Below are 25,355 nucleotides of genomic sequence, written 5' to 3'. Positions count from 1 at the left end.
CTAGAGTGCTGCCCAGCCACCGTCGACCGGCAGGTCGACCCCGGTGATCTGGCGCGATTGTTCAGAGGCAAGGAACAGTGTCGCAGCCGCGATGTCCTCGTCGGTGCTGATACGCGCCAGCGCGTAATCGCTGGCGTGCAGTTCTGCGGCCTCGTCCTCGGAGATGCCGTGTTGGGCCGCGACCTGGGGGACGACCTTGGTGCGAAAGCGCGGACCCTCAACCATGCCCGGCGCAACCAGGTTGACATTGATGTTGTCGGGTCCAAGCTCCAGCGCGAAACTCTTTGTGATGCCGCGCAGCCCCCATTTCGAGCTGGAGTAAGCCATCCGCATGGCGCGCCCGCGCAGGCCGAAGGTTCCCCCCACATTGACGATCTTGCCGCTGCGCTGGCGTTGCATCGTCGGGGCCACCGCCCGGATGAGGTTGAACGGGCCGCGCATGTTGAGGTGGATGATCTCGTCGAATTCGCGGGCTGAAGTCTCCACGCCGCTCTTCCCGATCGGGCCCGTGCCTCCGGCTACATTGACCAGGATGTCGATCCGGCCATCATATCTTTCCAGGACGTTTGCAATCGCGGCTTCGACCGCATCCGGATCGGTCACGTCACAGGAGAAGATCTCTGCCTGAACCCCCATCGCCCTGGCCTCGCCGGCAACAGGCTCGATCGCACCGGTATCACGGCCGAGCAGGGCGAGGTTCGCGCCTTCACGCGCGAACCCCAGGGAGATCGCGGCACCCATGCCCTTGGCCGGGCCGGTGACCACCACGATCTTGTCTTTGAGTTGAAGGTCCATTCGCGGATCTCAGAGCAGCTTGTAGATGCGTTCGTCGGCCGACGGCAAAAACGCGTCGGTAAAGATCTCCGACGCGGCCGGGGTACGCTCCAGGCCGTCTGCCTTGACCACCAGATCGATCGATTCCTTGAAACGGTCCGGACTCACGGCGCCCAGGCCGGTTTCTGCCAGCTCCGGATGGTTCATCTCGTCCTGGAGGGTCGCGATTAGCCGTTCTTTCTCGACCGCCTTGTTGATCAGCGGTTCGCGCCTGGCGACGGATTCGACGGCCGCGTCCAGATCGGCAAGGGTGTCCTGCACACCCTTGTTGATCGCCCAAACCATGCCCTTCACCAGCTCCGGGTTTTCAGCAACCAGCTTTTTCGACAGGATGATCCCGTTCGAATAGAGGTCCATGCCGTAATCGCCGAAATTGATGAAGCGGATGTCCTCGTCGGGGTTCATGCCCGAAAGCTTGGCCGAGAACCTGATCGTGTTGACGTATCCGAAAACGCCCTCGACCTGTTCGGATTTCAGCATCTGCTCTCGAAGATTGGACTGGAAGTTGAGGATCTCGATGCCCGCGGTATCCAGTCCGGCGACATTGGCGAAGGCCGGGAAAAGCTTGAGCGCGCCGTCATTGGCGGCACCGCCGAGCTTGCGTCCCTGAAGATCGGCTGCGGTCTTGATGTCGGATTTCGAAAGCACCGCCACCGTGAACGGCGGCTTGTTGTACATCTGGTAGACGCAGATCGGCGTCTCTTCGGTGGTGTTTCCGGCCAGGCGGATCAACGCGTTGACGTCGCCGAAGCCCACGTCGTAGGCGCCGCCTGCGACCTGGCCCACGGCAGCGCCGGAGCCCTTGCCCTGGTCGATTGTCAGGTCGATCCCGACCTCGTCGAAATAGCCGTTGTCCTGGGCCAGGAAAAACCAGGATTGCGGTCCCTGGTAGGTCCAGTTGAGGATCATGTTCAGCTTGGTCTTGCTCTGGCCGAGGGCGGGCGAAGCCAGGCCCGTTGCAAGTCCCGCTGCGGCGAGTTGTGTGAAACGGCGTCGTGTAATGGTCATGCTGTCTCTCCAATGTCGGTCTTGGTTGCGATTGCGTTGAGAAGCGCTTGGGTCTTGGTGGTAAAGCCGTAGAGCAGCCGGATCAGGTAGAGGATGGCGTCGCTGACATGGCCGGGCGATACAGTCGTCGTGGCGTCTTCCACCAGCACCGCGTCGTAGCCTTGGAAACATCCGTCCATCAGGGTGGCAAAGACGCAGCGATCAAGGTTCACGCCGGTGTAGAAGACCGTCGTGATGCCGAGGCGGCGCAGGATCTGATCCAGCTCGTTGTCCTGGAAGCCTGACAGCCGATGCTTGAACACGGTGATGTCGGTATCGGCCTGATCGATTGCCGGAACGCTGGCCGACCCCCAGCTTCCTTCAACCAGCACATCGCCGGATGCGATCGTGTCCCCGTAGCCCGGGATCTGCCCGCACGACGATCCCTTGTCGACAACATTGGCTGGCAGGTTGGCCACATCGGCGCGTATGCCCCAGTTGAGATGGATCACCGGCGCGCCTGCACCGCGGAAGGCTGAAGACAGTGCGTTGATCCGCGGAATGATGCCGCCGAGCGGCGCAACCTCCGCATTGCGAACCGCTGCAAACCAGCCTTCGGCATCAAGAAAGTCGTTCTGCATGTCGACGATGATCAGGGCGGAGCGCGCCAGGTCGATCTCTATCGGTTCAGGCTCGGCGGCAAACCGGACCGGGCGTGGTTCGACAGACGGGCGCACAAGGCTGATCCCGGACGCATCCCGCGACCAACGATCTCTCCGTCCCTGTCTGTCATGAATTTCGTGCACGCTACTCTCCTGTTTGGGCAGAGTGTTGACGCGTTGCTGCGTAGCTGTCTTGTGCTAAATTTTCTCAACCGCGTTGCCCAAAACGCAACGCGTGTTACAGTCAAATGCCATGAAACACCTCGTCACCTTTCGCATGATCGATGCCATCGCACGCACGGGTTCCATCCGCTCTGCGGCCGAACAGGTGAATCAGACGCCATCCGCCGTTCAGCGCCGTTTGCAAAACTATGAAGACGAACTCGGCTACGAGATTTTCCAGCGCACCAGCAAGGGTGTCCGGCTCAATGCCGCCGGTGAAATGGCCATCCAGCACATCCGCCAGACGCTTGCCGACACAGAGCGGCTCAATTCCCTGATCGCCGATCTTGCGGGCGTGCGGCGCGGACATGTCAACATTGGCTGCAGCCAGGCTCTCATGCCGTATTTTCTGCCCGCCCAGATCGCCCGCTACCAGGCCAGATATCCAGAGGTCACCTTCAACGTTCAGGTCATGGAACACAGCCGTGCCGCCGAAGCGCTGGAGGCCTTCCAGGTGGATATCGCGCTGGTTTTCGACGAGAAGACCGTGCCCGATTACGAGGTGCATCTGGCGGTTCCACAGCGCCTTGCAGCGATCATGGCGCGGGACCACCCGCTCGCCCGCCACAAGATCCTGCGTCTCAGGCAATGTTATGAGTATCCCGTCGCGCTCGCCCTGCGCGGCTTCAGCGGCCGGTTGCTTCTCGAACGCGCGCTCCACGGCAAGACCTTCAGGAAGCCGCCCATCGTACAGAGCGATTCCTTTGAGTACCTTATGGCCCATGTGGCGACGACCGACGCGATCACCTTCCAGATCCAGATCGGTGCGCCGGACGCTTCTCAGTCAGCCCCGCAGGACAGGGGCATCATCAGCCGCGAGATCGACACGCGCGATGTGACGGGCGGAATGCTGCTGCTCGGCCTCAAACGAAACCGCGCCTTGCCGGTCGCAGCGTCCCGTTTCGTCGAACAGATCACCCTGTCGCTCTCCGATGAATACCGGCCATCATCGGATTGATGAACCGCGCAGCAGGCTTGTCCGCCACACGAAAGACAGGGATTTCCAACAACGGTATCGCCAATTGGAAAGCGGCGGCCTTCGGACACGTCTATGGTCTCGCCGGCCAGTTCATGACCCATGATCCGAGGATATGCCAGATAGGGATGGCTGCCTTCGGAGATGTCGGTGCCGTAGATTCCGATCCGTTGGATGTGCACCCGCGCCCTGGCACTTCTGTTTTGGTGCTCATGGCTACCCGGAGTGGTGGCAACAGTGCCCAAGTCCGCGCACCGTTGTTCGAGCACCGGTGAATGGACCTTTCCCAATCTCAGCTCGGAAACACTTCACTTCTTCTGTTTGCGAGAAACATGAGCCACGTGTTGACCGCCATGCTCATGCCACCCCCAAGTCATGGAACCTGGGCGCCGGTCGCGGTGACATAGATAGAATAGAGCGAGCGGGTGGCGGCAATGAACAGGCGGTTGCGCTTCGGGCCGCCGAAGGTGAGGTTGGCGACCGTCTGCGGCACCAGGATCTTGCCAAGCAGCTTGCCGGAGGAATCGAAGCAGTGAACGCCGTCCGCGGCACTTGACCAGAGATTTCCGTTCATGTCGGTGCGGATGCCGTCCGGAATGCCGTTGTCGATCACGCTGAAGACGCGGCCATTGGCAAGCCGCTTGCCATCCTTCACATCGAAGACGCGGATGTGCCGCGGCAGGCTGTCGTCATGGCTTGCCGCGGAATCGGCCACGTAGAGAACGGTTTCGTCATGCGAGAAGACGAGGCCGTTGGGCTGGACGAAGTCCGTCACCACGGCCGTGAGTTCGCCGGTCGCGGGATCAAGGCGGTAGACATTGCGCGTCGGCTGCTCGGGGTCCGCGCGGTAGCCTTCATAGTCGGACAGGATGCCGTAGGTGGGATCGGTGAACCAGACAGTGCCGTCGGATTTGACCACGACGTCATTTGGCGAATTGAACCGTGCCCCTTCGAAACTGTCGGCAAGCACCGTAATCGAACCATCTATCTCCGTGCGCGTGACCCGGCGCGTGCCATGCTCGCACGAGATCAGACGCCCCTGCCTGTCACGGGTATGGCCATTGGCGAAGTTCGACGGCTCCCGGTAGACCGAAACGCCGCCGTCGGGCGTCCATCGCAACATGCGCTGGTTTGGAATGTCGCTCCACAACAGCTGGTTGGCGTCATTGAACCAGACCGGACCTTCTGCCCAGCGGCAGCCGGAGTAGAGCTCGTCGAGTCCCGCGCTTGTCACGATCAGGTGCCTAAAGCGCGGGTCATGGATTTCGTAGATGCTGGCTTCTGCCATGTCGGTCTTTCTGTTTATCGCATGCCTGTCCGGCGACCGCCGGCGAGCATGATGACGCTGATGATGATGAGCCCGGTCATGATGAGGCGGACACCGGCGCCGATGCCGTAGGTGTTGAGCATCGAGACGACCAGGAACATAAAGAGCGATGCGCCCCAGATTCCGGGCACGTTGGAGTAGCCGCCGGCGACTGCCGTGCCGCCGATGACGACGACCGCGATCGACATCAGCAGATACTCCGCCCCCATGTTGAGCGCCGCGCCGCCGGAGAAACAGGCAAGCAGGTAGCCGGCCACCGATGCGAGCACCGCGCACAGCAGATAGGTCACAAAGCGCGCGCCGTCGACCGGGATGCCGGCCATGCGGGCGGCCGCCATGCTCTGGCCGATAGCCGAGATCCAGCGGCCATAGACCGATTTTTCCAGAAGCACCCAGGCAATGAGCGACAGGCCGAGCGCGACCAGCGCGACATTCGGGACACCCAACGTGCTGGACGTCGTGAAATCCGCCAGGACGGACGGCGGCTTGATGCGCAGACCCCGGTTTGTCCAGATCGCCGCCGACTGCACGATGAAGCTCATTGAAAGCGTCGCGATGATCGGCGGAATCCGCAGCGCCTTGATCAGCGCGTAGTTCCCGACGCCGACCGCCAAGCCGATCAGTACCGCGACAAGAAGGCCAGGCACCACCATGCCGTTTTCGACATTCATCAACTTCAGCGCTACCGTGCCCGCCAGCGTCATTGTGGCGGGCACCGAAAGGTCGATGTTGCCCGGGCCAAGCGTGATGACGAACATCTGTCCGATACCCACGATGATCGAGAAGGCGGCGAAGGTGAGTGCCGCCTGGCTCAGCCCCAGCGTGCTTGCGCCACCCGTTACCATGATCGTCGCGAACCAGACCAGGAAGGCCGCCATCCATGACCAGATCCAGGGCTTTCTTGCCAGATTGCCGAAGGAAATCATGGCTGCGCCCTCCGTTTCTCGACACGGTTGAAGACAAGGCGCAGCGCCAGCACGATGATCAGGATCGCGCCCTGAGCGCCGATCTGCCAGTCGGGAGAGATGCGCAGGAACGATAGGAACGAACCCGCCAGTGTCAGCGTCAGCGCACCGATGACCGCGCCGATTGGCGACACGCGCCCGCCGGTGAACTCGCCGCCGCCGAGGATGACGCCGGCAATCGACAGCAGCGTGTAGCGCAGCGCGATATTGGCGTCCGCCGACGTGGTCAGCCCGACCAGCGCAATGCCCGCGGCGACCGCGAACACACCGGCAAGTCCGTAGGCGGCAGCCCGCGCGGCAATTATCGACCAGCCCGCACGCTCCACGGAGCGCTGGTTGCCGCCAACGCCACGGATCAGAACGCCCAGCGACGAGCGCATGACGATGAGATGCGCGACGATGGCGATGACGATGCTGGCGACGATGGCCATCGGCATGAGCGGCGGCTTGACGGTCATCAGCCAGCGCACCCAGTCCGGCGCCTGCCCGCCCGGCGCCGGCAGCATCAACACCGCGAGCCCGGCCCAGACAAAGCTCATTCCCAGCGTCACGACGATCGAGGGCAGATTGCGCAAGTAGATCACGACACCTATCAGTGCATAAATGCCCACCGCGCCGGCAAGAATCAGTGTGCCGACAAGCGGCGCGTCACGCAGGAAGGTCGCCGTCACGCAGGCGACGAAGCTGACAAAGGCGCCGATTGAAAGATCGAGATCGTTCACTGCCATCACCAGCATCTGGGCGATCGTCGCCAGCGCGATCGGCACTGCCAGGTTCAAGAGAAGGTTGAGCCCGAAATAGCTCATGGCCCGCGGCTGCAGCCAGAAGACGGCTGCGAGCAAAACCGTCATCGAAAGCGCCGGAATCACCAGCCGCATCGCATCCGAAGTGAGACCCAGCTTCATGCCGCCACTCCCCCGAAGGAGGCGGCGATGATGTTGATCTCGTTGACCTCGTCGCCGACGAGTTCCGCCGTGATGACACGCTCTCGGAAAACATAGACGCGGTCGCACAGCCGCACCTCGTCCATCTCGGTGGAATACCAGATAAAAGTCCGTCCCTTGGCCGCCTCCTGGCGGATGATCTCGTAGACTTCCTGCTTGGTGCCGACATCGACGCCGCGCATGGGATCGTCCATCAGGATCACCGGCGCCCGGGTGGCAAGCGCGCGTGCGAAAAGCACCTTCTGCTGATTGCCGCCCGACAGCGAAAGGATACCGTTGTCCACGTCCTGTGTGCGGATCTCGATACGCCGCTTCCAGTCGGCTCCACGCTCTGCTTCCTCGGCGGTCCGGACGACGCCGCCCTGAGACAGGTCTGCCAGCGAGGCTATGGAAAAATTGCGAAGGATGCTCCAGAGTTCGAAGATTCCGTTGAGACGCCGGTCACCGGCGACGAAGGTTACGAGCGGATCGCGTCGCGGCCACCAGGCGTTTGATTGCACGGCGTGAAGGGCAAGCAGCAACTCGGTCTGCCCGTGTCCCGCAAGCCCGGCGAGCCCGATGATTTCGCCCTGACGGGCGGTGAAGGGAATGCCGTCAGCCTGATGCCTGAGCACGACCGGGGCGGCTGCAAGTTCCCGGGCGGACCGCTGAAACGCCTCCTCCTTGGCCACGCTGCCCATCGCCTCGACCAGGCGTTGGTGGTCGAACTCGGTGGCCGGCCGTTCGGCGACGACACGGCCGTCCTTCATGACGACGATGCGGTCCGAGGTTTCGAGAATTTCGTGCAGGATATGCGATATGAAGATGACCGAGCCGCCGCTCGCAACGAAACGCCTGACGTGGTCCAGCATCTGGCGTGCGAGGCTCGCGTCCAGGGATGAGGTCGGCTCGTCGAGGATGACCAGGCGCGGCGCAATGCCGGCATCGGAGAAGGCCATGGCAATTTCGACCATCTGGCGTTCTGCGATCGACAGGTCGCCTACCGGCTGGCCGCTGTCGATGTTGTGACCCGGAAACACCGCATCCAGGCTTGTCTCTATCACCTTGGCGGCCTTCGCGCGCCAGCCGAAGCCGCCAAGTTCATGGTGCATGATGCGCGTATTCTCGACGATGGAAAGATTGGGGCAGAGAGACAATTCCTGGAAGACGCAGCGCATCCCCCGTCCCCGCGCGATGGTGATGTTGTAGCGATCGAGCCGCTCGCCATCGCTGGCGACCGTCCCTTGCTGCGGGGTCAGGCCGCCATTGATCACGTTGACGAGTGTCGATTTGCCGGCGCCGTTGTGCCCGACGAGACCGATACATTCACCCGGCATGACGCTCAGCGTCACCCCGTCGAGCGCCTTCACGGCGCCGAAGCTAACCCGGGCGCCATCAACCTCGATGACCGCCTTCTTCATGTCTTTGGCCATGGTCGCCGTCGTCTCATCGAACAAAGAAAGAAAAGCGCACGGCCATTCGCGACCGCACGCCAGTCACCGGGAGGTTCAGTTCGCGGCTTCGATGACCTGAATTGCATCTTCCTGCGAGTATTCAACATTGGCAACGCCACCGGCCTGGGTATTGGCCAGGTTTTCTTCAAGGTTGTCCTGGTCGATGCGCAGGAACGGCACGACGAGATCCTTGCTGACGTCCTTGCCGTCAAGGATTTGCTGGGCGACCCAGAACGCCAGCGTCGAGACGCCGGGCGCGATCGAGACCGACATGGTTTCGTAGCTGTTTGCGTCCTTCTGCTCTTTCCACCACTTCAGTTCGTCTTCGCGATTGCCCATCACGATGATCGGCATATCCCGGTCGGTTGCGGCGATCGCCTGGGCCGCGCCATAGCCGTCGCCGCCCTGGGTGACAACGCCGACGATCGCAGGCAGGCTCGGCAGGATGCCGGCAACCGCCTTCTGTGCGACGTCCTGCGCCCAGTCGCCATGAACCGAGCCGGCGATCTTGAACTTCGGGTATTCCTCGACGCCGGCATGGATGCCGGCCGAGATCTCGTCATCGACGAAGACGCCGGCGAGGCCGCGGATCTCCAGCAGATTGCCGCCGTCTGGCAGCTTTCCGGCGAGATACTCGACCTGGCTGCGCCCCATTTCCTTGAAGTCGACGGCGATCCGCCAGGCACAGGGTTCGGTCACGATGCCATCGAAGGAAACGACAGTCACGCCAGCATCGCAGGCTTCCTTGACTGCGCCGTTCAGCGCTGTCGGCGAGGCAGCGTTGATGACGATCGCGTCATAACCCTGAAGGATCATGTTCTGGATCTGGGCGGCCTGTTCCGTGGCCTGGTTTTCAGCAGTGGTGAAGGCATCCGCGGCGGCAACGACGCCTGTCTTCACGGCCTCGCCGGTCACCTTCTCCCAGCTGGTCAGCATGGCCTGGCGCCAGGAGTTCCCGGCATAATTGTTGGAGAGCGCGATCTTCTTGTCGGCGGTGTCGGCGAATACGGAAACAGGCATGGCGGCGCACGCGACGGCGACCGATGCCAGAAGCATCTTACGAATTGTCATGTCTTTCCTCCCTGATGATCCCGCCAAATTGGCGGATCGCTTCATCCCGGCCCCCAATGAGCCTGAACAAAAAAATGTTCTTGCACTGAGCTTCCTCCTCTCAGTAAGGCCAGTATGCTGAAGCCGTTTGGGGCTGTACAGGCGCGTGGCGGCAAGATGTTTGCGGGTTCTGCGCAAAAACCTGCGGGTTTATGCAAGACGGAGCCCCCTCCGCAGGCGCTTACTGGCGAGGCGATGGCGGCGGAGGGAGCTTGCCGTTTCGGGAGGAACTGACAATGCTGCATCTCGCACCGGCAGCCCTGATCGATCATTACCTGGGCATTTGCAGGCTGCTTGCGGGACAGCTCGATTTTCGCTCAGCCATTTGTTCTGTCGCGGCCGAAGTCGCCCATATCGTGCCGCACGATCATCTCGATGTCTGCGTGCTGCTTGAGGATGGCAACTACCACACGGCCTATGAGACCGGAATCGACACTGCCTGGGGCGAGCTTGTGGGCGCGCCGGTTGTCGACAGCCCGATCCGCTCCCTGCTCTGGGGCGAAGTGGACTACTTGCTTGCTGATGACGCCATGACCGATCCGCGCTTCCACTTCGAGGGCGCCTTCAAGCGACCCATCTTCGAGCAATCGCTCAGAAGTCGCCTGCATGTGCCGATGAAAGTGCAGGGCACGATCATCGCGGCACTTTCCTGTTCGTCGCAGAAGGCCGGCATCTACACGATGGAGGATGTCGAGCGCGCCCGCATTATCGCCGACCTTCTGACACCCTATTTCTTCGCCTTGCGCGCCGCCGAACAGGCCCAGCGCTCGGCTATCGTCGAGGCCGAGGCGCGGGCGCGCGAAGAGGGGCTGAGGCTCGGCGCATTGAAACTCACCGAGGCGCTCGAGCAGGAGCGTCAGCGCATCGGCATGGATCTTCACGATCAGACACTGGCTGACCTGACACGCCTCGCCCGCCACGTCGACCGCCTGTCCCATGCAGGCGAAATGGCGCCGGAGGCGCTGGAGCCGGTTTCGCGGTCCCTGCAGCACTGTATGCAGGATCTGCGGCATATCATCGAACAGGCAAAGCCCTCCGTCCTGCAGCTGTTTGGTCTCGCCCAGGCTATCGAGCACCACCTGGATCGATCGATGAGGGACACCGGCTCCACTACCGAGTGGCGCCTCACCGATGAAACCCATGGTGTCCTGGAAAAGTTTGAACCCACTGTCAGCGTCGCGCTTTTCCGCATAGCGCAGGAGGCGATCAACAATGCGGTGCGCCACGCGGCCCCGCTTGCCATCACGGTCCGCCTCGACGCGGATGACGAGCGGCTGCTGATCGAGATTTCCGATGACGGCAGCGGACACGCAAAAACGCGAAAGCGGATCGGTGGAGGCATCGACAATATGCAGACCCGCGCCCGGCTGATCTCCGCGCGGTTCACGATCGCTTCGGGGCCCGACAATCGTGGTACCGTGGTCCGCGTGGTGCTGCCGCTTGCGACGCCAGCCGGCGTGGAAAGCCTTGGGGAGGGGCGGTATGAAGGTTCTGATCGTTGAGGACGACCCGTTGCATCGCACCTATCTCCACGAGGCGGTGGTTGCCGCCCTGCCGGAGTGCGACACGGTGATCGAGGCGGAAAACGGGTTGGCCGGGGAAAAGCTCGCCCGCGACCACAAATCCGCGCATATCGTCATGGATCTGCAGATGGCGACCCGCAATGGCATCGAGGCGGCGCGCACGATCTGGAAGGAACGGCCGGAGACGCACATCCTGTTCTGGTCGAACTACTCGGACGAGGCCTATGTCAGAGGTGTTTCGCGCATCGTTCCTGACGGCGCCGCCTATGGTTACGTCTTGAAATCAGCCTCCGATGAACGGCTGCGGCTCGCGCTTCGCTCGATCTTCATCGAGAGCCAGTGCGTCATTGACCGCGAGGTGCGGGGCCTCCAGCAAAAAAGCCTGGGCCAGACCAACGGCTTCACCGATTCCGAATACGAGATCCTCGTCGACATCGCGCTCGGACTGACCGACCGGACCATTGCCAGGCGCCGCAACCTTTCGCTGCGCAGCGTCCAGAACCGCCTGCAGAACCTTTACGACAAACTCGATGTCTATCAGACATCGAACGACGAGAACGAGGATGGCCGCTTCAATCTCCGGGCCCGGTCGGTCACGGTGGCCTTCCTGCGCAAACTCCTCAACTACAGTGCTCTCGAAAGGGCGGAGGCGGAACTCAGGGAGTGGCTTGATGCAAAATAGACCTTGGGACCTGGCGTTTTGCTGTTGAGGCTTCACGAGAAAGGAGCAGGGAGCGGGCTACGATGCCCAGTCCTGGGGACGCGGGCAGGCTCCGGGCGGTGGCCGGAGAAGCGGGCGAGTGCAGAATTGGAAAAACAAATGACCTGCAGAATGCCGATGGGTTCCGGTATTGCCGCGTCGGATAATGGCTTGGCTTTGTCTTCGCTCAACGTGGATCCGGCTTTTCGTTCATGACCGCTGTGTCCGTGGCCTCGGCCCTCCATTCCCCGAACGCACGGCTCGGTGTCGCGGTCATGCTGCTCGGGATCTTCCTGTTCGCGCTCAACGACACGCTGGGCAAGTGGCTGGTCGCGACCTACTCGGTCGGCCAGGTATTGCTTGTCCGCAGTATCGCGGCGCTGCTGGTTCTTTGGCCTTTCCTTTGGCGCATGGGCTGGAGGCCGCTGTTCAGCCTCGAGCGCCCGGGCATGCAAGTCTTGCGGGTGGGCCTGTCATCACTCGAAGTCTACGCCTTCTACTTCGCGGTCATCTACTTGCCCCTGGCCGACGTCATGACCTATTGGCTGGCGGCGCCGATCTATGTCGCGGCGATGTCGCCTTTCCTGCTGGGCGAACACGTGGGCTGGCGCCGTTGGACGGCCATCGTCATCGGCTTCGCGGGAGTCATCATCGCGCTCGAACCCTCGTCGGCGACAATGACGGCGCCGGCCTTGATCTCTGTATTGGGAACATTCTGCTTTGCTTTCATGATGCTCTCGGGCCGGGCGCTCAGAGCCACGCCCGACAAGGTGCTGGTGTTCTGGCAAAGCGTTGGAGCCGGACTTTTGGGCCTTGTGACGGCGTCGTTTGGCTGGGTACAGCCATCCGGATTCGATCTGGCCCTGCTGGGCGGGCTCGGCGTCGTTGCCATGTTGGCGCATGTCTGCGTCAACCGGGCAATGAAGCTTGCAGACGCGGCGGTTGTCGCGCCGTTCCAGTACACACTGTTGTTCTGGGCAGTCGTCTTCGGTTTCATCGTTTTCGGCGACGTGCCGCGCCCGGCAATGCTCGCAGGCGCCGCAATCATCATTGCAGCCGGGCTGTTTCTCTTCTTCCGTGAGCGCAGCAAGCATAGCACTTCGTAGCTTTCCGAAGAACAAAGGCCATGGATTGGGCCACGCCCTGAAACCTGGACACTGACATTGGTTGCGATTTGCAGTCTGCCGGTCTTGGACGAGAAGGAGATCAGAGATCTCAACACGCAATCAGCGCGCGTCCGAATTCAAGGCAAATCTCGCCCTGGAAGCCCTGGAGAGCAAAGAGACCGCCGCCGGGTTGGTGACCCGGTTCGGGGGTATCGGACGATGATCCCCCAATGGAAACGCGCTCTGCTCGAAGCTGCGTCCGGCGTGTTTGAGCGTGGCGGCCGGAACAAGCCCGAGCTCGTCGAGGGGCAGGGAACCGACGCCGCACCGCATGCGAGCCATCTCGGAGGTCCAGGGCACGGCGCAGACGGCGGATCGATCAGCGGCGGAAACCAGGCAACTTCAATCGATCGGAACGATTGCATCGTTCGCTTCGAACACGCGACGCTCCACTACCTGTTGACCAACCCGGTCTATGCCGGTCGTATCGGCACAAGGACGTCATCCAGCAAGGGCTGCATGCGCCAATCTTCGATCCGGATGTCTGGGATCGGGTCTGGATGCATATGCAGGAAAGTGCTGCCCCAAAGCGGGTCGAGGGCAAGGGTGGGGCAATCATAAGTCCTCTTGCCGGCAAGCTCGTCGACGAGACCATCGACAAGCTCACACACAGCCACGCCAACAATAGAGGCAAGCGCCACCGCTACTACGTATCGAACCGCCTGCCCAACACTGCCGGGAAAGACGGCAGCAACTCTACGGCTGTCGGCTGGTCCCGAAGGGGAGGTATATCCGGCCTCAGCCACACGAGTGCGCTTGCAAGCCATTGAAATATAGCCGCAATCCGAGCGAGAAAGTAAATCAGATCAAAAACTTGAAAAGAGTGGCTGGGGAACCTGGATTCGAACCAGGACTAACGGAGTCAGAGTCCGTGGGTCTACCGTTAACCTATTCCCCAACGCGGCCGGCACGGGCAGAACCCGGTCGGCGCGCCGGTGTATAACCAATAAACGATAGGGATGCAAACCCGGATTGCAGAGTTTTTTGATAATGCTCAGGATAAATGGCAGATCATGCCTGCGCCTGCCTCGCGTCCCGGCGGACGGAACGCGAAAAGAGTTTTTGCGTTCTGTCCGCCGCTTTGCTAATCTTTTCCCAACGACAAACCGTGAAGCGTGGTGCGGGCCCTTGCTCGCCGCGCATGACAGGACAGACCGTGAAAGACCTTCGCGACGGCGACACGCCAGACGTAGGTGCATCACTGGCAGGTGAAAGGCAGTCTGGGCGCGCCGGCAAGGCAGCGACGGACGGCGTGAAGCAGGAACACGGCAAAACCGTGGTTCCAAGCTCGTCTTCTGATGCATCGGCATCAGGGCGATCTTCGGCCAGCGAATCCACCACCAGAAAGGACGGCCCGGAGCCGTCGGGACGACGCAGGCGGCGACGCAGGAAATCTGCGCGCAAGGGCGAGACCGCGAGCGCACCCGCGGCCTCCACCGAAAACACACCGTCAGCCGAGACCGCGGCAGCGCCCGCGGGCGGCAAGAAAGGGCGCAGGCGACGCCGCAAGTCCGGCCGCGAAATTCAGGGCCGCCCGCTCACCTCGCAGAAATCACCGGGCCAGCCGCATGCCGGGCAGCAAGCCGGCGCAAGCACTCAACCTGTGGCCGGTGTGCAAACCAAGCCCGCCGCCGCTTCCGGGCAGGGCGTGCGCAGGCAGGCCGATGACCTCTATGCCGCGCTTGATCTGGGCACCAACAATTGCCGCCTGCTGGTCGCCCAGCCGACGCGGCCGGGTCAGTTCAGGGTGGTGGATGCGTTTTCGCGGATTGTCCGGTTGGGCGAAGGCCTCGATGCCACCGGCGAGTTGTCGCAGGACGCCATGGACAGGGCCGTGGAAGCGTTGAAGATCTGTGCCGGAAAGCTCAAGAACCGGCCGGTGCGACGGCATCGCCTGATTGCCACGGAAGCCTGCCGGTCGGCGCGCAATGGTGCGGCGTTTCTGGAGCGTGTGCTGGCCGAAACCGGCCTCGAGCTCGAAATCGTCACCCGCGAAACCGAAGCCAGGCTGGCCGTGGCCGGCTGCTCGTCGCTGGTAGGCCGCGAGACCGACGGCCTGGTGTTGTTCGATATTGGCGGCGGCTCTTCCGAGATTGCCATGATCGACCTGACCGAAAACCGCTCGAACCGGCTGGCCAATCACATCAAGGCCTGGACGTCGCTGCCCGTGGGCGTCGTGACATTGTCGGAACGCCATGGCGGCTGCCTGGTCACGCCCGCGGTGTTTCAGGCGATGGTCGAGGAAGTCGATGCCATGCTCGCGGCCTTTGACCCGCCGTCGCTGCCGGCGTTTTCGGCGCTCGGCGAGGGCCGCATCCACCTGCTCGGCACGTCGGGAACGGTCACCACGCTTGCCGGCCTGCATCTCGACCTGCCGCGTTATGACCGCCGCAAGGTAGACGGATTGTGGCTGTCAAACGAGGATGTCGACCGCATGCTCGACAGGCTCTTGTCCTGGGATTTCGAGGCCCGCGCCGCCAATCCCTGCATCGGCGCCGACCGGGCCGATCTGGTGCTGGCCGGTTGCGCCATCCTGCAGTCGATCCGCAAGCGCTGGCCATCGGAGCGGATGCGCGTTGCCGATCGCGGACTGCGCGAGGGTCTTCTCAACGAGATGATGGCGTCCGACGGGGCCTGGCGGCGCAGCGGCCGGAACCACCGCCATCGCAACCCGCGACCCGTGCAAGGGGACAAACCATGACCCGTCCTCCGACAGGACCCACCGGGCGCAAGCTTGGACAGAAGGTCAAGCGCAAGAGCAAGCTCAAGGCCTCGTCCCGGCGCTGGATCGAGCGCCATCTCAACGATCCCTATGTCCAGCAGGCCAAGCAGGAAGGCTACCGCTCGCGCGCTGTCTACAAGCTTCTCGAGATCGACGCCAAGCACAAGATTCTTGACAAGGCCAAACGCATCATCGACCTCGGCGCAGCACCCGGCGGCTGGTCGCAGATCTCGGCGCAGGTGACCGACTCCACCGATCAAGATCCGAAGGTCGTGGCTATCGATTTCCTCGAGATGGATGGTCTGGCCGGCGTCAAGTTCCTGCAGATGGACTTTCTCGACGACGCCGCGCCGCAAGCCCTCAAGGACGCGCTCGGCGGCGCGCCCGACGTCGTCTTGTCCGACATGGCGGCCCCCACCACCGGCCACCAGCGCACCGATCACCTCAGGACCATGCATCTGTGCGAGGTGGCGGCGCATTTTGCCATCGAGGTGCTGACCCCTGGAGGTCACTTTCTCGCCAAGACCTTTCAGGGCGGTACCGAGAACGATCTCCTGACCCTGCTCAAGCAGAATTTCAAATCGGTCATCCACATCAAGCCGCCGTCTTCGCGCGCTGAATCGGTGGAGATGTTCGTTCTGGCCAAGGGCTTCAAGGGCCGCGGTAATTCGGAGCTAGCTGCGAACGGGTGAAGCGGCGCGGGGCCCGGCGCGCCCGAGCGCCCGGCCCGATACCGCGTCGCCGGCATCCGGGGGCAAAACCAGGAACGGCAGGATCGCCACAGAGGTCAGCGCTGCCACCGCGAAGAAGGCGGTGTGAAACGCGTTGAGACCGAGCACTCCGCCATCCAGCCTTGTCACCACTTCGACAATGCCGCCGGCAAGTGCCACGCCGATGGCGATGGAGACCTGCTGGGATGCCGAGGTGATCGAGCTCGCCTGGGCCGCCTCTTCTGGGCTGATTTCGGAAAAGGTCAGGGCATTGACCGCGGTGAAGAACATCGACCGTACAAGTCCGCTGACGAACAGGATCAGGAGGATCAGCGTGATCGGAGTCGCGGGTGTGAAGAACCCGTTGACCGCGATCGAGAGCGCAGATCCGGCGGCTGCCACCAGCAGCGTGAAGCGGAAGCCGCCGAGGCTCAGGATTCGTTTGATGGCAAATTTCATCAGGATGGCGCCTGCGGCCGAGATGAAGGTGATCATGCCGGACTGGAACGGCGACATGCCGAAGCCGAGCTGGAGCATCAGCGGCAGCAGAAAGGGAACGGCGCCCGACCCGACCCGGAACAGGCTTGATCCGAGCAGCGACAGGGAAAACGTCCGGTTCCGGAAGATCTTCGGATCGAGCAGCGGCTTGGGGTGCGCGCGGGCGTGCCTGAGATAGGCGATCAGCGACAGTATGCCGATCCCGGTTATGGCCAGACCCCACACCGGCGGCAGGACCGGAAGGCTGATCACCGACAGGCCGAAGACGATTCCCGAGGTTGCGGTTCCCGATAGCAGGAAACCGGTCCAGTCCACCTTGTCGCGGACGCGGATGCCGTCGTCAGGCAGGATCTTGATCGCGAAAACGATGCCGGCGAGCCCGATCGGAATGTTGATCAAAAAGATCCAGTGCCAGCTCAGGAACGTGGTCAGGAAACCACCGACCGGCGGGCCCACCATCGGGCCGACCAGTGCGGGTATCGTCAGCCAGGCCATGGCACTGACCAGTTGCGACTTTTCGGTCGACCTCAGCAGCACCAGCCGGCCCACCGGCGTCATCATCGCCCCGCCCATGCCTTGCAGGAAGCGCGCAGCCACGAATTCGATGAGGCTGCCCGAGACGGCGCAGGCGATCGATCCCGCGAGGAACACGCCGATGGCGATGGCAAAGATGCGCCGTGCGCCGAAACGGTCGGCCATCCAGCCGGAAATAGGAATGAAGATTGCGAGCGATACGAGATAGGCCGTCAAGGCCAGTTTGAGCGAGATCGGACTCGTGTTGACGTCGGCCGCGATCGCCGGCAGCGCGGTGGCGATGACGGTCGAATCCATCTGTTCCATGAAAAGGGCAACAGCCAGAACAAGCGGAATTGAACGATTCACAGGAAGTATCCGTTGGAGCAGAGACAGCCGCGCCGGGCACGGAAGCAAATGGAAGGCTGACGGTATCGCAGGAAAAAGCCGTCACTGAAAGGGTGACACCATGTCAATCTTGGCGAAGTCAACCTGAACGCCCCTTCGAACCGGAGCGGCTTTCCCAGGCGATTGCCCTGTGCGCGGCAAGCTTTAAAGCCATTCGAATCAGCAATGCATATATAATTATGCTAAATCTCAGAACAGTTTTGCCAGCAGTTCAATAAAGTCATAGCCGCCATTCCTGCCACCCAGATGATGGGCGAGGAAGCTTTCGGACAGGCGTGCGGTCTGCACACGGGTTTGCCAAAGGGAATAGCAGTGGTCTTCGTGATTGAAGTAGGCCGCTTCGACGGCCTTTCCTGCGCGTCGAAGCGCACGGGCAAAGGCCTCTGCGTGTTCGACGGGCGCAACCTCATCCGCTTTGCCATGGGTGATCAAAACCGCACCCCGAATGCTTTTTGCAAGTTCAAACGGGGAGGCGACGATCAAAGGCATCACATCGCCTTCGCCGGTACCTTGCACGCTTGTAACGACAGCCTTGAACGGGGTCATCACGGATTGCCTGCCGGGGAGAGGCCGCGGCATGTCGATCACGGCGGAATGAAGGATTGCGGCTTTGAACAGGTCGGGCTCGAGCACCATGGTCATCAGCGCCAGGCGCGCGCCCATCCCTGATCCAAGCACCGCCAGGGCCTGCGGGTCGGCGATACCCTGTTCGATCCGCAGCCTGACCTCGTCCCGGATCATAGCGGCCCCGCAGGAGCTCTCTCGGGTGGCATCTAAGGGTGCGCCCAAAGCCAGATTGGCGGATGAAGCCCCCCGGCAAGCAATGGAAAGCACTGCATATCCGCGATTGGTCAGGAAGAGCTCTGTGCGTTTCCTGTCTGCCGAAATGCCGCTCTCAGCCCCGCTTTCTATCACAACGACCATCGGCAACGGCCCTGGATTGGGACCTGTTAGCGGCAACGCAAGACGGATGGTGCTGCCGTTCCTGTTGCCGTATCGCTGCCGCCACCCTATCTCGGTGCCGGATGTTAAGCCGATGTTCGGTTCCTTGTCATGGCGCGGCAAAGCGCTTGATGCTGCATAGAGATCATGGATCGCGAGCAAGGGCGGCAGACCGACGGATTTCAAGCCCGCATGCTTCGCCGGCTGGTCCTTGCTGACCAGCGCGTAGAGCAGGAAAAACGACGCCAGAAAGGCAGCGATCAGGCCGAGCAGATTGTTCAAGATGAGGCTCCCTTGAGAACCCCCTATGCCGCGCATAGCGTGTAAATTTCAACCCTAAATTTATATGGTGGGGGTTGGATTACAGCATTCTCCCTGTAATTTCTCATCTTTGACGGGATTGTTCACACTGGCTTGACGCTGCGTCACCCTTTGTAAAGGTCGCCCAACGCTTGCCGTTCGGCAATGTCGCGCCATCTCGGGTCGGTGCATCTTCTTTCCCTCGGAGGCTTTTACCGTGTCAAACTCATCCAGCATGTCCCGTCGTAATCTTTTCAAGGCGACCGTCCTCGGTGCTGGAGCACTCGCTGCTCCCCAGCTGATGGTTCGCGCTGCCCAGGCAGAGGTGCCGATGGCTGCGGCTCAACCTGCTGCCTACAAGCGCTTTTCCTTGGGTGAATTCGAGATCACCGTGCTGTCCGACGGCCATCGCGTCGTACCCGGCCCGCAGAAGATCTTCGGCACCAACAAGACCGAGGAAGAAGTCGCAGAGCTTCTCAATACCAATTACCTGCCGGTCGACCAGATGCAGTTCACATTTGCACCGACCCTGGTCAACACCGGGTCCGATCTGGTTCTGTTCGACACCGGCAATGGCGAGGGCGGCCGCGAAGGCGGCGTCGGCCAGACGCTGGCAAATCTCAAGGCTTCTGGCTACACGCCCGAACAGGTCACCGTTGTGGTGCTCACCCACCTGCATGGCGACCACATCGGCGGCCTGATGGAAGCCGGCGCTCCGACGTTCCCGAACGCCCGCTACGTCACCGGTCAGGCCGAGTATGACTTCTGGTCGTCTGAAGACCGCATCGGAACCGGCGCGGAAAACGGCCATAAGGGCGTCGTCTCAAAAGTCGTGCCGCTCGCCGAAAAGATGAGCTTCATCGGCGATGGTGAAAGCGTGGTATCAGGCATCACCAGCATGGCAGCCTTCGGCCATACCCCGGGTCACATGATCTATGGTCTGGAATCAGGTGGCCGCAAGCTGATGCTGACCGCCGATACGGCAAATCACTTTGTTCTTTCGCTGCAGCGCCCGGACTGGGAAGTGCTGTTTGATGCCGACAAGGCCGCTGCCGCCCAGACCCGCAAGGCCGTGTTTGACATGATTGCTGCCGACCGGCTCCCGTTCATCGGCTACCACATGCCGTTCCCGTCCGTCGGCTTTATCGAGAAGGCGTCGGAAGGCTACCGCTTCATCCCCGAGACCTACCAGCTGGATCTCTGAGGATTCATCCTATCCCGGTGTGAGAGCCAGGGCCCGGGCAGCAATGCCCGGGTTTTTGTTTGCTCGGAATGCCGAAAGTGTGCGCCGCAGCGAAATTCGGTGATCAAAGCCATTCCCGCTCTTTCCCAACCGTCGGAAGCGTGGTACTTGCCGCTGCCAACGCGAAACACCCGAAACAGCACCGGGCAACCCGCTTCGGGCGGCCCCGAACAGACGGAACCGACAGGCGATGGCGACCATTATCCAATCCATTACCGGCGCTGAAGCGCTGACTTTCGATGACGTGCTGTTGCAGCCCGGTCATTCGGAGATCATGCCTGGTCAGGCCAACATCGCGACCCGCATTGCTCGTGATTTTGACCTCAACCTGCCGATCATTTCCTCCGCCATGGACACAGTCACCGAAGCCCGCCTGGCCATTGCCATGGCGCAGGCTGGCGGCATTGGCGTCATCCACCGCAACCTGACGCCGGAAGAGCAGGCAGAGCAGGTCCGGCAGGTCAAGAAATTCGAAAGCGGCATGGTCGTCAATCCGGTGACCATCAGCCCGAATGCGCCATTGTCTGAAGCGCTCGCATTGATGAAGGCCCATGGCATCTCCGGGATCCCCGTGGTCGAGCATCGCAGCGGTGACAGCTCCGGCCCGGGCCACCTGGTTGGCATCCTGACCAACCGTGACGTTCGTTTTGCCTCCGACCCGAATCAGAAGATCCATGAACTGATGACCCATGAGAACCTGGTCACGGTCAAGGAGAGCGTCGAACAGACCGAAGCCAAGCGGCTGCTGCACAGCCATCGGATCGAGAAGCTGGTGGTCGTCGACGGCGAAGGTCGCTGCGTCGGCCTGATCACCGTCAAGGACATAGAGAAATCGCAACTCAACCCGAACGCCTCCAAGGACGAGCAGGGGCGGCTGCGCGCAGCTGCGGCCACCTCGGTGGGCGAGGACGGGTTCGAGCGCGCCGAACGCCTGATCGCCGCCGGTGTGGACCTCCTGGTCATCGACACCGCCCATGGCCACTCGCAGCGGGTGCTTGATGCCGTCACCCGCGCCAAGAAACTGTCCAACTCGGTCCGCATCATGGCTGGCAACGTGGCAACGGCGGAGGGCGCAAGGGCGCTCATCGATGCAGGTGCGGATGCCGTCAAGGTCGGGATCGGCCCCGGCTCGATCTGCACCACGCGCATTGTCGCCGGTGTCGGTGTGCCGCAGCTTTCGGCGATCATGAGCGCCGTCGATGAAGCCCAGAAGCACAACGTTCCGGTGATCGCTGACGGCGGCATCAAGTATTCGGGCGACCTGGCCAAGGCAATCGCCGCCGGCGCCTCTGCCGTCATGGTCGGCTCGCTGCTCGCCGGCACCGATGAAAGCCCGGGCGAGGTCTATCTGCACCAGGGCCGCTCCTTCAAGGCCTATCGCGGCATGGGTTCCGTCGGCGCCATGGCGCGCGGCTCGGCCGACCGCTACTTCCAGGCCGAGGTTCGCGATACACTCAAGCTTGTGCCCGAGGGTATCGAGGGCCAGGTTCCCTACAAGGGGCCGGTATCGGGCGTTCTGCATCAGCTGGCTGGCGGCCTCAAGGCGGCTATGGGCTATGTCGGCGCATCGGATCTGAAGAACTTCCATGACCGCGCGACTTTTGTCCGGATCTCCGGGGCCGGGCTGCGCGAAAGCCACACCCATGATGTCAGCATCACCCGGGAAAGCCCCAACTATCCCGGCGCGATGTGATGCGACGGCTTTGGCCCGGCTGGCTGCTGTGCATGATCACGGCCGGGCTGTTTGCTTATGTTGCGTTCATCCAGGTCCCGCCGATCAACGCGCTTCTGGCTGATATGAGGATCCCGGATCAGCTGCCTTTCGGATATGATCTGGAGGGAGCCCGCACCGTGTTCGCGGCCTTCAGGTCCGATCACGCGATAGCGCAGGCAACCGGCCGGACAAGCGCCTCGGAAGCCTATGTTTCGCTGCATGCCAGCTATGATCTCGTATTCCCTCCGCTGCTGACCGCAAGCTTGGCGTTCTGCGGCTTTGCGGCGCTTTTTCGCCCTTCGCGGCCTGGTCAGGCGCCGCGGCTGGCGGCCGTCGGTTTCGGTCTGGTCCTGGCCCTTGCTTTCACATACCTTGCCTGCGATTTTATCGAGAACGCCGTCGCTGATGCCATGTTCGGGCCCAAGGCACTCGCGCTCGAATTCAACCAGAGCTTTGTCTTTGTGCTGCGCGTCCTTACGACGGGCAAATACGTCACCCTCAGCCTTGCCTTTGCCTTGATCATTGCGCTCTGGACCTGGCGATTGACCGCTGCCCGGCGCAGCGAAGCGCCCGGTTCCGGCGGTTGACCAGACCCGATCCCTTGCTGTTGACGTGATTGCAGTTTAGGGAAGGCGAAACCTTGGCAACCATGGGTGTATGGCGCAATGACCTCATCGACTGCAATTTTCTGGCCGGTTCTGGCCCAGGTGCTTCTGACCTACGTGGTCTATGTCGTCATGTCCTCCCGCCGTATCGGCGCGGTCAAGGCCGGCAACGCCAGACCATCGGATTTCAAGGTTCCGTCGATCGAGCCGGAACCGAGTGCGACCGCAGCCCGCAACCTGACCAACCAGTTTGAGCTGCCGGTGCTGTTTTTCGCAGCCTGCCTGTCGCTCTTCGTCACCGGCGGAGCCGGTATGGCGGCGGTGATCGTGGCCTGGGCCTTTGTGCTGGCCCGCGCGGCCCACGCCTGGATCCACCTGACAACCAACCGCATCAGGCCACGCCGGATGCTGTTCATTGTCGGCCTGGCGATCAATCTGGTTCAGTGGCTGCTTCTGGCATTTCACATCGCTTGAGCGGTGCATCCCCGTAAAAGCCTGAGACTGGCATAGCGCGTCGCGTGAATACCAGAAGGACCTACATCTTGCGCGGGTCGCGTCCGGAGGCGATGGCATCGAGATAATGACCGGAAAAATCCGTCTTGACCTCGCACCAGAGCAGATTGTGATCTGACAGCTGGTGCTTGCGGTAGTAGTTCCGGAAATAGTCCATCGCCTTGTCCCTGGTGCGGGCGCTGCCGTCCCGGCCATCGGTGATCCGTTTGATTTCCGACACGTCCGCATAATGCGCGGCATCCTCGCTGCGATAGACGCTCTTGAAGATGTCGAGCACACCGGATCGGCCGAGCTTCACCCTTCGCTCGGCGAGTTTGAAGACAATCTGGTCGTAGTGGTGCTTGCCCGACAGGCTGGTGGCCGCATCCTTGATCCCGTCGGTGGTCACGAATCCCGCATCCAGCAAGGCTTTCATGGTCCGGTGTTCCGGGCTGATGATGTTGAAGTCTCCCAGCAGGATCATGTTGGCATCAGTGCCCGAACTGCGTTTCTCTGCCTTTTGCATTTTCGCCAGAAACACCGCGATCTTTTCGATCTCGCCGCGTCGCTGCTCCATTTCCGGGGAATTGTCCGCCGATTTCCCGTAATAGATATGCACCGTGCAAAGCTTGAACCGGAACCATCCCGCCTGGAAGGTGACGGCAAAGGGCGTGCGCGCGAACTGAAGTTTGCGGGTCGCATTCACCTGGTCCGGAGCGACGATTTCCTGGCCTTCCGGCAAGACGATTTCCCCGGCTTCGCGAAGAAACCGGACCTTTGCCTTGCGGTAGACAAAGGCCAGGCGTTCGCGGTTGCCACTGGCGTCGGTGAGAATGTAGTCCCAGTCGCCGCCCAGATATCGCTGCATCAGCAGTTCGAACTTCTTCAGGTCGTGATTGACTTCCTGGATGGCGACGAGGTCGAAGTGATCGATGATCTCGGCAATGTAGAGTAGCGATTCCGTGGTCCGGTCATAGGCACCGCCATCGGAAAAATGCATGATGTTCCAGGTCGCAAGCCTGAGCGAGGTGTCGTCCGTTTGGCCGTGGATTTCCTCATCAAGCTGCTGCTTGAGCGCCTTCAGCCGCTCGGCGACGAAGGCCCGGTGCGCATCGGGCTTGATGTAGCGAATGGATGAAATGAACGACACGGCCATTCCTCTCTCTGCATTCAACTGAAAGAGCATAGCTCAAAATCACTGCAATGTAAGGCTGCGACCAGTCGGGCCGGACCTCTGGTCCCACCAACTGAACGCTGATGGCAAGACTGCAGCTTGGCTGGTCGGGCTTCTTACCAGGCGGGGACCGCGGCAAGATCCCCTCGGCCCCGGGCCTCGCGGCGTGAGGAGGACCCCGAAGCCGCCGACATCGGTTTTTCCTCTGAACCCACCGGGGTGATGTTGTCGAGGCTGGCGGCTATGTGGCCGCAGATCGCATTGACCAGCGCAGCAGGCGCGCCCGGTCGTTTCATCAGGCCGATCTGTGCTGGTTGAAGTGCTGGAAATCCATCAGCCGGAGACAGGATTCGCATCCCCGGGCGCACCGCGCATTCAGGCAACAGCGACACCGCAAGACCCGAAAGCACGGCGGACGCCACAACGGTTGCCGACCAGCTGGTAAACAGCACCTGATAGTCGCGTCCGGCCGAATCCAGCGCCGTGCAGGCAATGTTGCGCCAGTTGCAGGACCTGCGCCCCACGGCCAGCGGCACCACCGGGTCCTCATGCACCGTGTGGTTCATCGAAGTCACCCAGTAGAGCGGCTCGGTCCGCACCACTTCCGATGTCCGTTCACGCGGATTGTGGGTCACCAGCGCCACGTCGAGCTCGCCCCGCGCTAGCCTCGCGGCAAGTTCCACCGATGGCTCGCATTCGATATAGAGCTCGACATTCGGATTTGTCTTGGCAAAGCGGGCGATGATGGCGGGCATATAGCGGTCGGCATAGTCGTCAGGAGTGCCGATCCGGATCGAGCCTTCGAGCTGGTGATCATCGAATGCGGCGATGGTTTCGTTGTTGAGGCGGATGATCCGGCGTGCATAACCGAGCATGCGCTCCCCGTCCTCGCTTAGCCGGTTGAGCCTGCCGTCGCGAATGAACAGGGTCTTGCCGACCCGCTCCTCAAGCCTCCGCATTTGCATCGAAACCGCGCTCTGGGTCTTGAACACCTTGTCTGCCGCACGCGTGAAGCTCCCGGTGTCGACAATCGCCACGAAGGTCTGCAGCTGATCGATATCAAGCGGTGCGGGCATGTCAGGCTCCTATCAAAAGTTCTGATGATAAGAATTAGAAACATTCGCTGGTATGATCAATCGTTTTTTGAGAAACAGGATTTGCAAGTTCGGTTTGCGCCCCGGCCCT

The 25,355-nt window shown here is 61.8% G+C and carries 23 protein-coding genes, 1 tRNA gene and 1 pseudogene; 11 read left to right on the top strand and 14 right to left on the bottom strand.

Features of this window, described 5'->3' with window-relative positions; translation table 11 throughout:
* From GTW23_RS20410 to GTW23_RS20400, 3 genes are read right to left on the bottom strand one after another with little or no spacing between them, the layout of a single operon-like run.
* Positions 1–795 carry an SDR family NAD(P)-dependent oxidoreductase gene (locus GTW23_RS20410; RefSeq protein WP_152009926.1) on the bottom strand — a complete coding sequence of 265 codons (795 nt, stop codon included), beginning with the start codon at positions 793–795 and terminating at the stop codon, positions 1–3.
* Positions 796–804: 9 nt separating this feature from the next.
* Entirely contained in the window at positions 805–1,842 is a 1,038-nt protein-coding gene (locus GTW23_RS20405) for an ABC transporter substrate-binding protein (RefSeq protein WP_252917243.1), read from the bottom strand.
* Entirely contained in the window at positions 1,839–2,627 is a 789-nt protein-coding gene (locus GTW23_RS20400) for a cysteine hydrolase family protein (protein ID WP_252917242.1), read from the bottom strand. Before GTW23_RS20400 ends, GTW23_RS20405 begins: the two co-directional genes overlap by 4 nt.
* 109 nt (positions 2,628–2,736) lie before the next feature.
* Between GTW23_RS20400 and GTW23_RS20395 the strand changes: the two genes are divergently transcribed.
* The gene (locus GTW23_RS20395) at positions 2,737–3,663 is read left to right on the top strand and encodes a LysR family transcriptional regulator (RefSeq protein WP_252917240.1); all 927 of its coding nucleotides are present in this window, start codon (positions 2,737–2,739) and stop codon (positions 3,661–3,663) included.
* Positions 3,664–3,683: 20 nt separating this feature from the next.
* Here GTW23_RS20395 and GTW23_RS20390 read toward each other — a convergent pair.
* The 6 genes and pseudogenes from GTW23_RS20390 to GTW23_RS20365 all read right to left on the bottom strand — a co-directional run.
* Positions 3,684–3,863 (bottom strand): annotated as a pseudogene (locus GTW23_RS20390) (alcohol dehydrogenase catalytic domain-containing protein); the annotation flags it as partial.
* 191 nt (positions 3,864–4,054) lie between these two features.
* Positions 4,055–4,969 (bottom strand): SMP-30/gluconolactonase/LRE family protein, encoded by a 915-nt coding sequence (locus GTW23_RS20385; RefSeq protein WP_252917238.1) that lies wholly within the window; start codon positions 4,967–4,969, stop codon positions 4,055–4,057.
* A 14-nt stretch (positions 4,970–4,983) separates the two neighbouring features.
* On the bottom strand, positions 4,984–5,934 hold the full coding sequence (locus GTW23_RS20380; protein WP_252917237.1) for an ABC transporter permease: 951 nt from the start codon (positions 5,932–5,934) through the stop codon (positions 4,984–4,986).
* A complete protein-coding gene (locus GTW23_RS20375; protein WP_252917234.1) occupies positions 5,931–6,878 on the bottom strand; it encodes an ABC transporter permease in 948 nt (315 codons plus the stop codon). Before GTW23_RS20375 ends, GTW23_RS20380 begins: the two co-directional genes overlap by 4 nt.
* Complete coding sequence (locus GTW23_RS20370; RefSeq protein ID WP_252917232.1) at positions 6,875–8,329, bottom strand: sugar ABC transporter ATP-binding protein; 1,455 nt, start codon at positions 8,327–8,329, stop codon at positions 6,875–6,877. Before GTW23_RS20370 ends, GTW23_RS20375 begins: the two co-directional genes overlap by 4 nt.
* A 75-nt stretch (positions 8,330–8,404) precedes the next feature.
* On the bottom strand, positions 8,405–9,421 hold the full coding sequence (locus GTW23_RS20365; RefSeq protein ID WP_252917230.1) for an ABC transporter substrate-binding protein: 1,017 nt from the start codon (positions 9,419–9,421) through the stop codon (positions 8,405–8,407).
* A 275-nt stretch (positions 9,422–9,696) separates the two neighbouring features.
* Between GTW23_RS20365 and GTW23_RS20360 the strand changes: the two genes are divergently transcribed.
* The 4 genes from GTW23_RS20360 to GTW23_RS20345 all read left to right on the top strand — a co-directional run bounded on the left by GTW23_RS20360 (position 9,697) and on the right by GTW23_RS20345 (position 13,619).
* Positions 9,697–10,962 carry a sensor histidine kinase gene (locus GTW23_RS20360; RefSeq protein WP_252917228.1) on the top strand — a complete coding sequence of 422 codons (1,266 nt, stop codon included), beginning with the start codon at positions 9,697–9,699 and terminating at the stop codon, positions 10,960–10,962.
* A complete protein-coding gene (locus GTW23_RS20355) occupies positions 10,943–11,665 on the top strand; it encodes a response regulator transcription factor (RefSeq protein ID WP_252917227.1) in 723 nt (240 codons plus the stop codon). Before GTW23_RS20360 ends, GTW23_RS20355 begins: the two co-directional genes overlap by 20 nt.
* Before the next feature lie 230 nt (positions 11,666–11,895).
* A complete protein-coding gene (locus GTW23_RS20350) occupies positions 11,896–12,789 on the top strand; it encodes a DMT family transporter (protein WP_252917226.1) in 894 nt (297 codons plus the stop codon).
* Between the two features lie 560 nt (positions 12,790–13,349).
* Positions 13,350–13,619, top strand: a complete 270-nt coding sequence (locus GTW23_RS20345) for a hypothetical protein (RefSeq protein ID WP_252917225.1) — start codon at positions 13,350–13,352, stop codon at positions 13,617–13,619.
* Between the two features lie 54 nt (positions 13,620–13,673).
* Here GTW23_RS20345 and GTW23_RS20340 read toward each other — a convergent pair.
* Positions 13,674–13,747 (bottom strand) — tRNA-Gln (locus GTW23_RS20340).
* A 243-nt stretch (positions 13,748–13,990) separates the two neighbouring features.
* Here GTW23_RS20340 and GTW23_RS20335 point away from each other — a divergent pair.
* A complete protein-coding gene (locus GTW23_RS20335) occupies positions 13,991–15,550 on the top strand; it encodes a Ppx/GppA phosphatase family protein (RefSeq protein ID WP_290129052.1) in 1,560 nt (519 codons plus the stop codon).
* The gene (locus GTW23_RS20330) at positions 15,547–16,263 is read left to right on the top strand and encodes an RlmE family RNA methyltransferase (protein ID WP_252917221.1); all 717 of its coding nucleotides are present in this window, start codon (positions 15,547–15,549) and stop codon (positions 16,261–16,263) included. Before GTW23_RS20335 ends, GTW23_RS20330 begins: the two co-directional genes overlap by 4 nt.
* Here the strand turns inward: GTW23_RS20330 and GTW23_RS20325 are convergent.
* Both GTW23_RS20325 and GTW23_RS20320 read right to left on the bottom strand, forming a co-directional pair.
* The gene (locus tag GTW23_RS20325; RefSeq protein ID WP_252917220.1) at positions 16,246–17,661 is read right to left on the bottom strand and encodes a DHA2 family efflux MFS transporter permease subunit; all 1,416 of its coding nucleotides are present in this window, start codon (positions 17,659–17,661) and stop codon (positions 16,246–16,248) included. The two genes, GTW23_RS20330 and GTW23_RS20325, sit on opposite strands and share 18 nt — an antisense overlap.
* Positions 17,662–17,889: 228 nt before the next feature.
* Positions 17,890–18,924 carry an alpha/beta hydrolase family protein gene (locus tag GTW23_RS20320; protein WP_252917218.1) on the bottom strand — a complete coding sequence of 345 codons (1,035 nt, stop codon included), beginning with the start codon at positions 18,922–18,924 and terminating at the stop codon, positions 17,890–17,892.
* 253 nt (positions 18,925–19,177) lie between these two features.
* Between GTW23_RS20320 and GTW23_RS20315 the strand changes: the two genes are divergently transcribed.
* The 4 genes from GTW23_RS20315 (at position 19,178) to GTW23_RS20300 (ending at position 22,978) form a co-directional block, all read left to right on the top strand.
* Positions 19,178–20,146 (top strand): MBL fold metallo-hydrolase, encoded by a 969-nt coding sequence (locus GTW23_RS20315; RefSeq protein WP_252917487.1) that lies wholly within the window; start codon positions 19,178–19,180, stop codon positions 20,144–20,146.
* 229 nt (positions 20,147–20,375) lie between these two features.
* The gene (gene guaB, locus GTW23_RS20310) at positions 20,376–21,878 is read left to right on the top strand and encodes an IMP dehydrogenase (protein ID WP_152009910.1); all 1,503 of its coding nucleotides are present in this window, start codon (positions 20,376–20,378) and stop codon (positions 21,876–21,878) included.
* On the top strand, positions 21,878–22,486 hold the full coding sequence (locus GTW23_RS20305; protein ID WP_252917216.1) for a hypothetical protein: 609 nt from the start codon (positions 21,878–21,880) through the stop codon (positions 22,484–22,486). Before guaB ends, GTW23_RS20305 begins: the two co-directional genes overlap by 1 nt.
* 78 nt (positions 22,487–22,564) lie before the next feature.
* A complete protein-coding gene (locus GTW23_RS20300) occupies positions 22,565–22,978 on the top strand; it encodes an MAPEG family protein (RefSeq protein ID WP_152009908.1) in 414 nt (137 codons plus the stop codon).
* 61 nt (positions 22,979–23,039) lie between these two features.
* Here the strand turns inward: GTW23_RS20300 and GTW23_RS20295 are convergent, their stop codons facing one another.
* Both GTW23_RS20295 and GTW23_RS20290 read right to left on the bottom strand, forming a co-directional pair.
* The gene (locus GTW23_RS20295; RefSeq protein WP_193217327.1) at positions 23,040–24,146 is read right to left on the bottom strand and encodes an endonuclease/exonuclease/phosphatase family protein; all 1,107 of its coding nucleotides are present in this window, start codon (positions 24,144–24,146) and stop codon (positions 23,040–23,042) included.
* Positions 24,147–24,286: 140 nt separating this feature from the next.
* Positions 24,287–25,246: a LysR substrate-binding domain-containing protein gene (locus GTW23_RS20290; protein ID WP_152009906.1), complete on the bottom strand. Its 960-nt coding sequence runs from the start codon at positions 25,244–25,246 to the stop codon at positions 24,287–24,289.
* Between the last annotated feature and the right edge of the window lie 109 nt (positions 25,247–25,355).

Source organism: Parahoeflea alexandrii (assembly GCF_024105735.1).
In the GTDB taxonomy this organism is placed as follows: Bacteria; Pseudomonadota; Alphaproteobacteria; order Rhizobiales; family Rhizobiaceae; genus Hoeflea; species Hoeflea alexandrii.
This window is presented reverse-complemented; position numbering and strand designations above follow the sequence as displayed.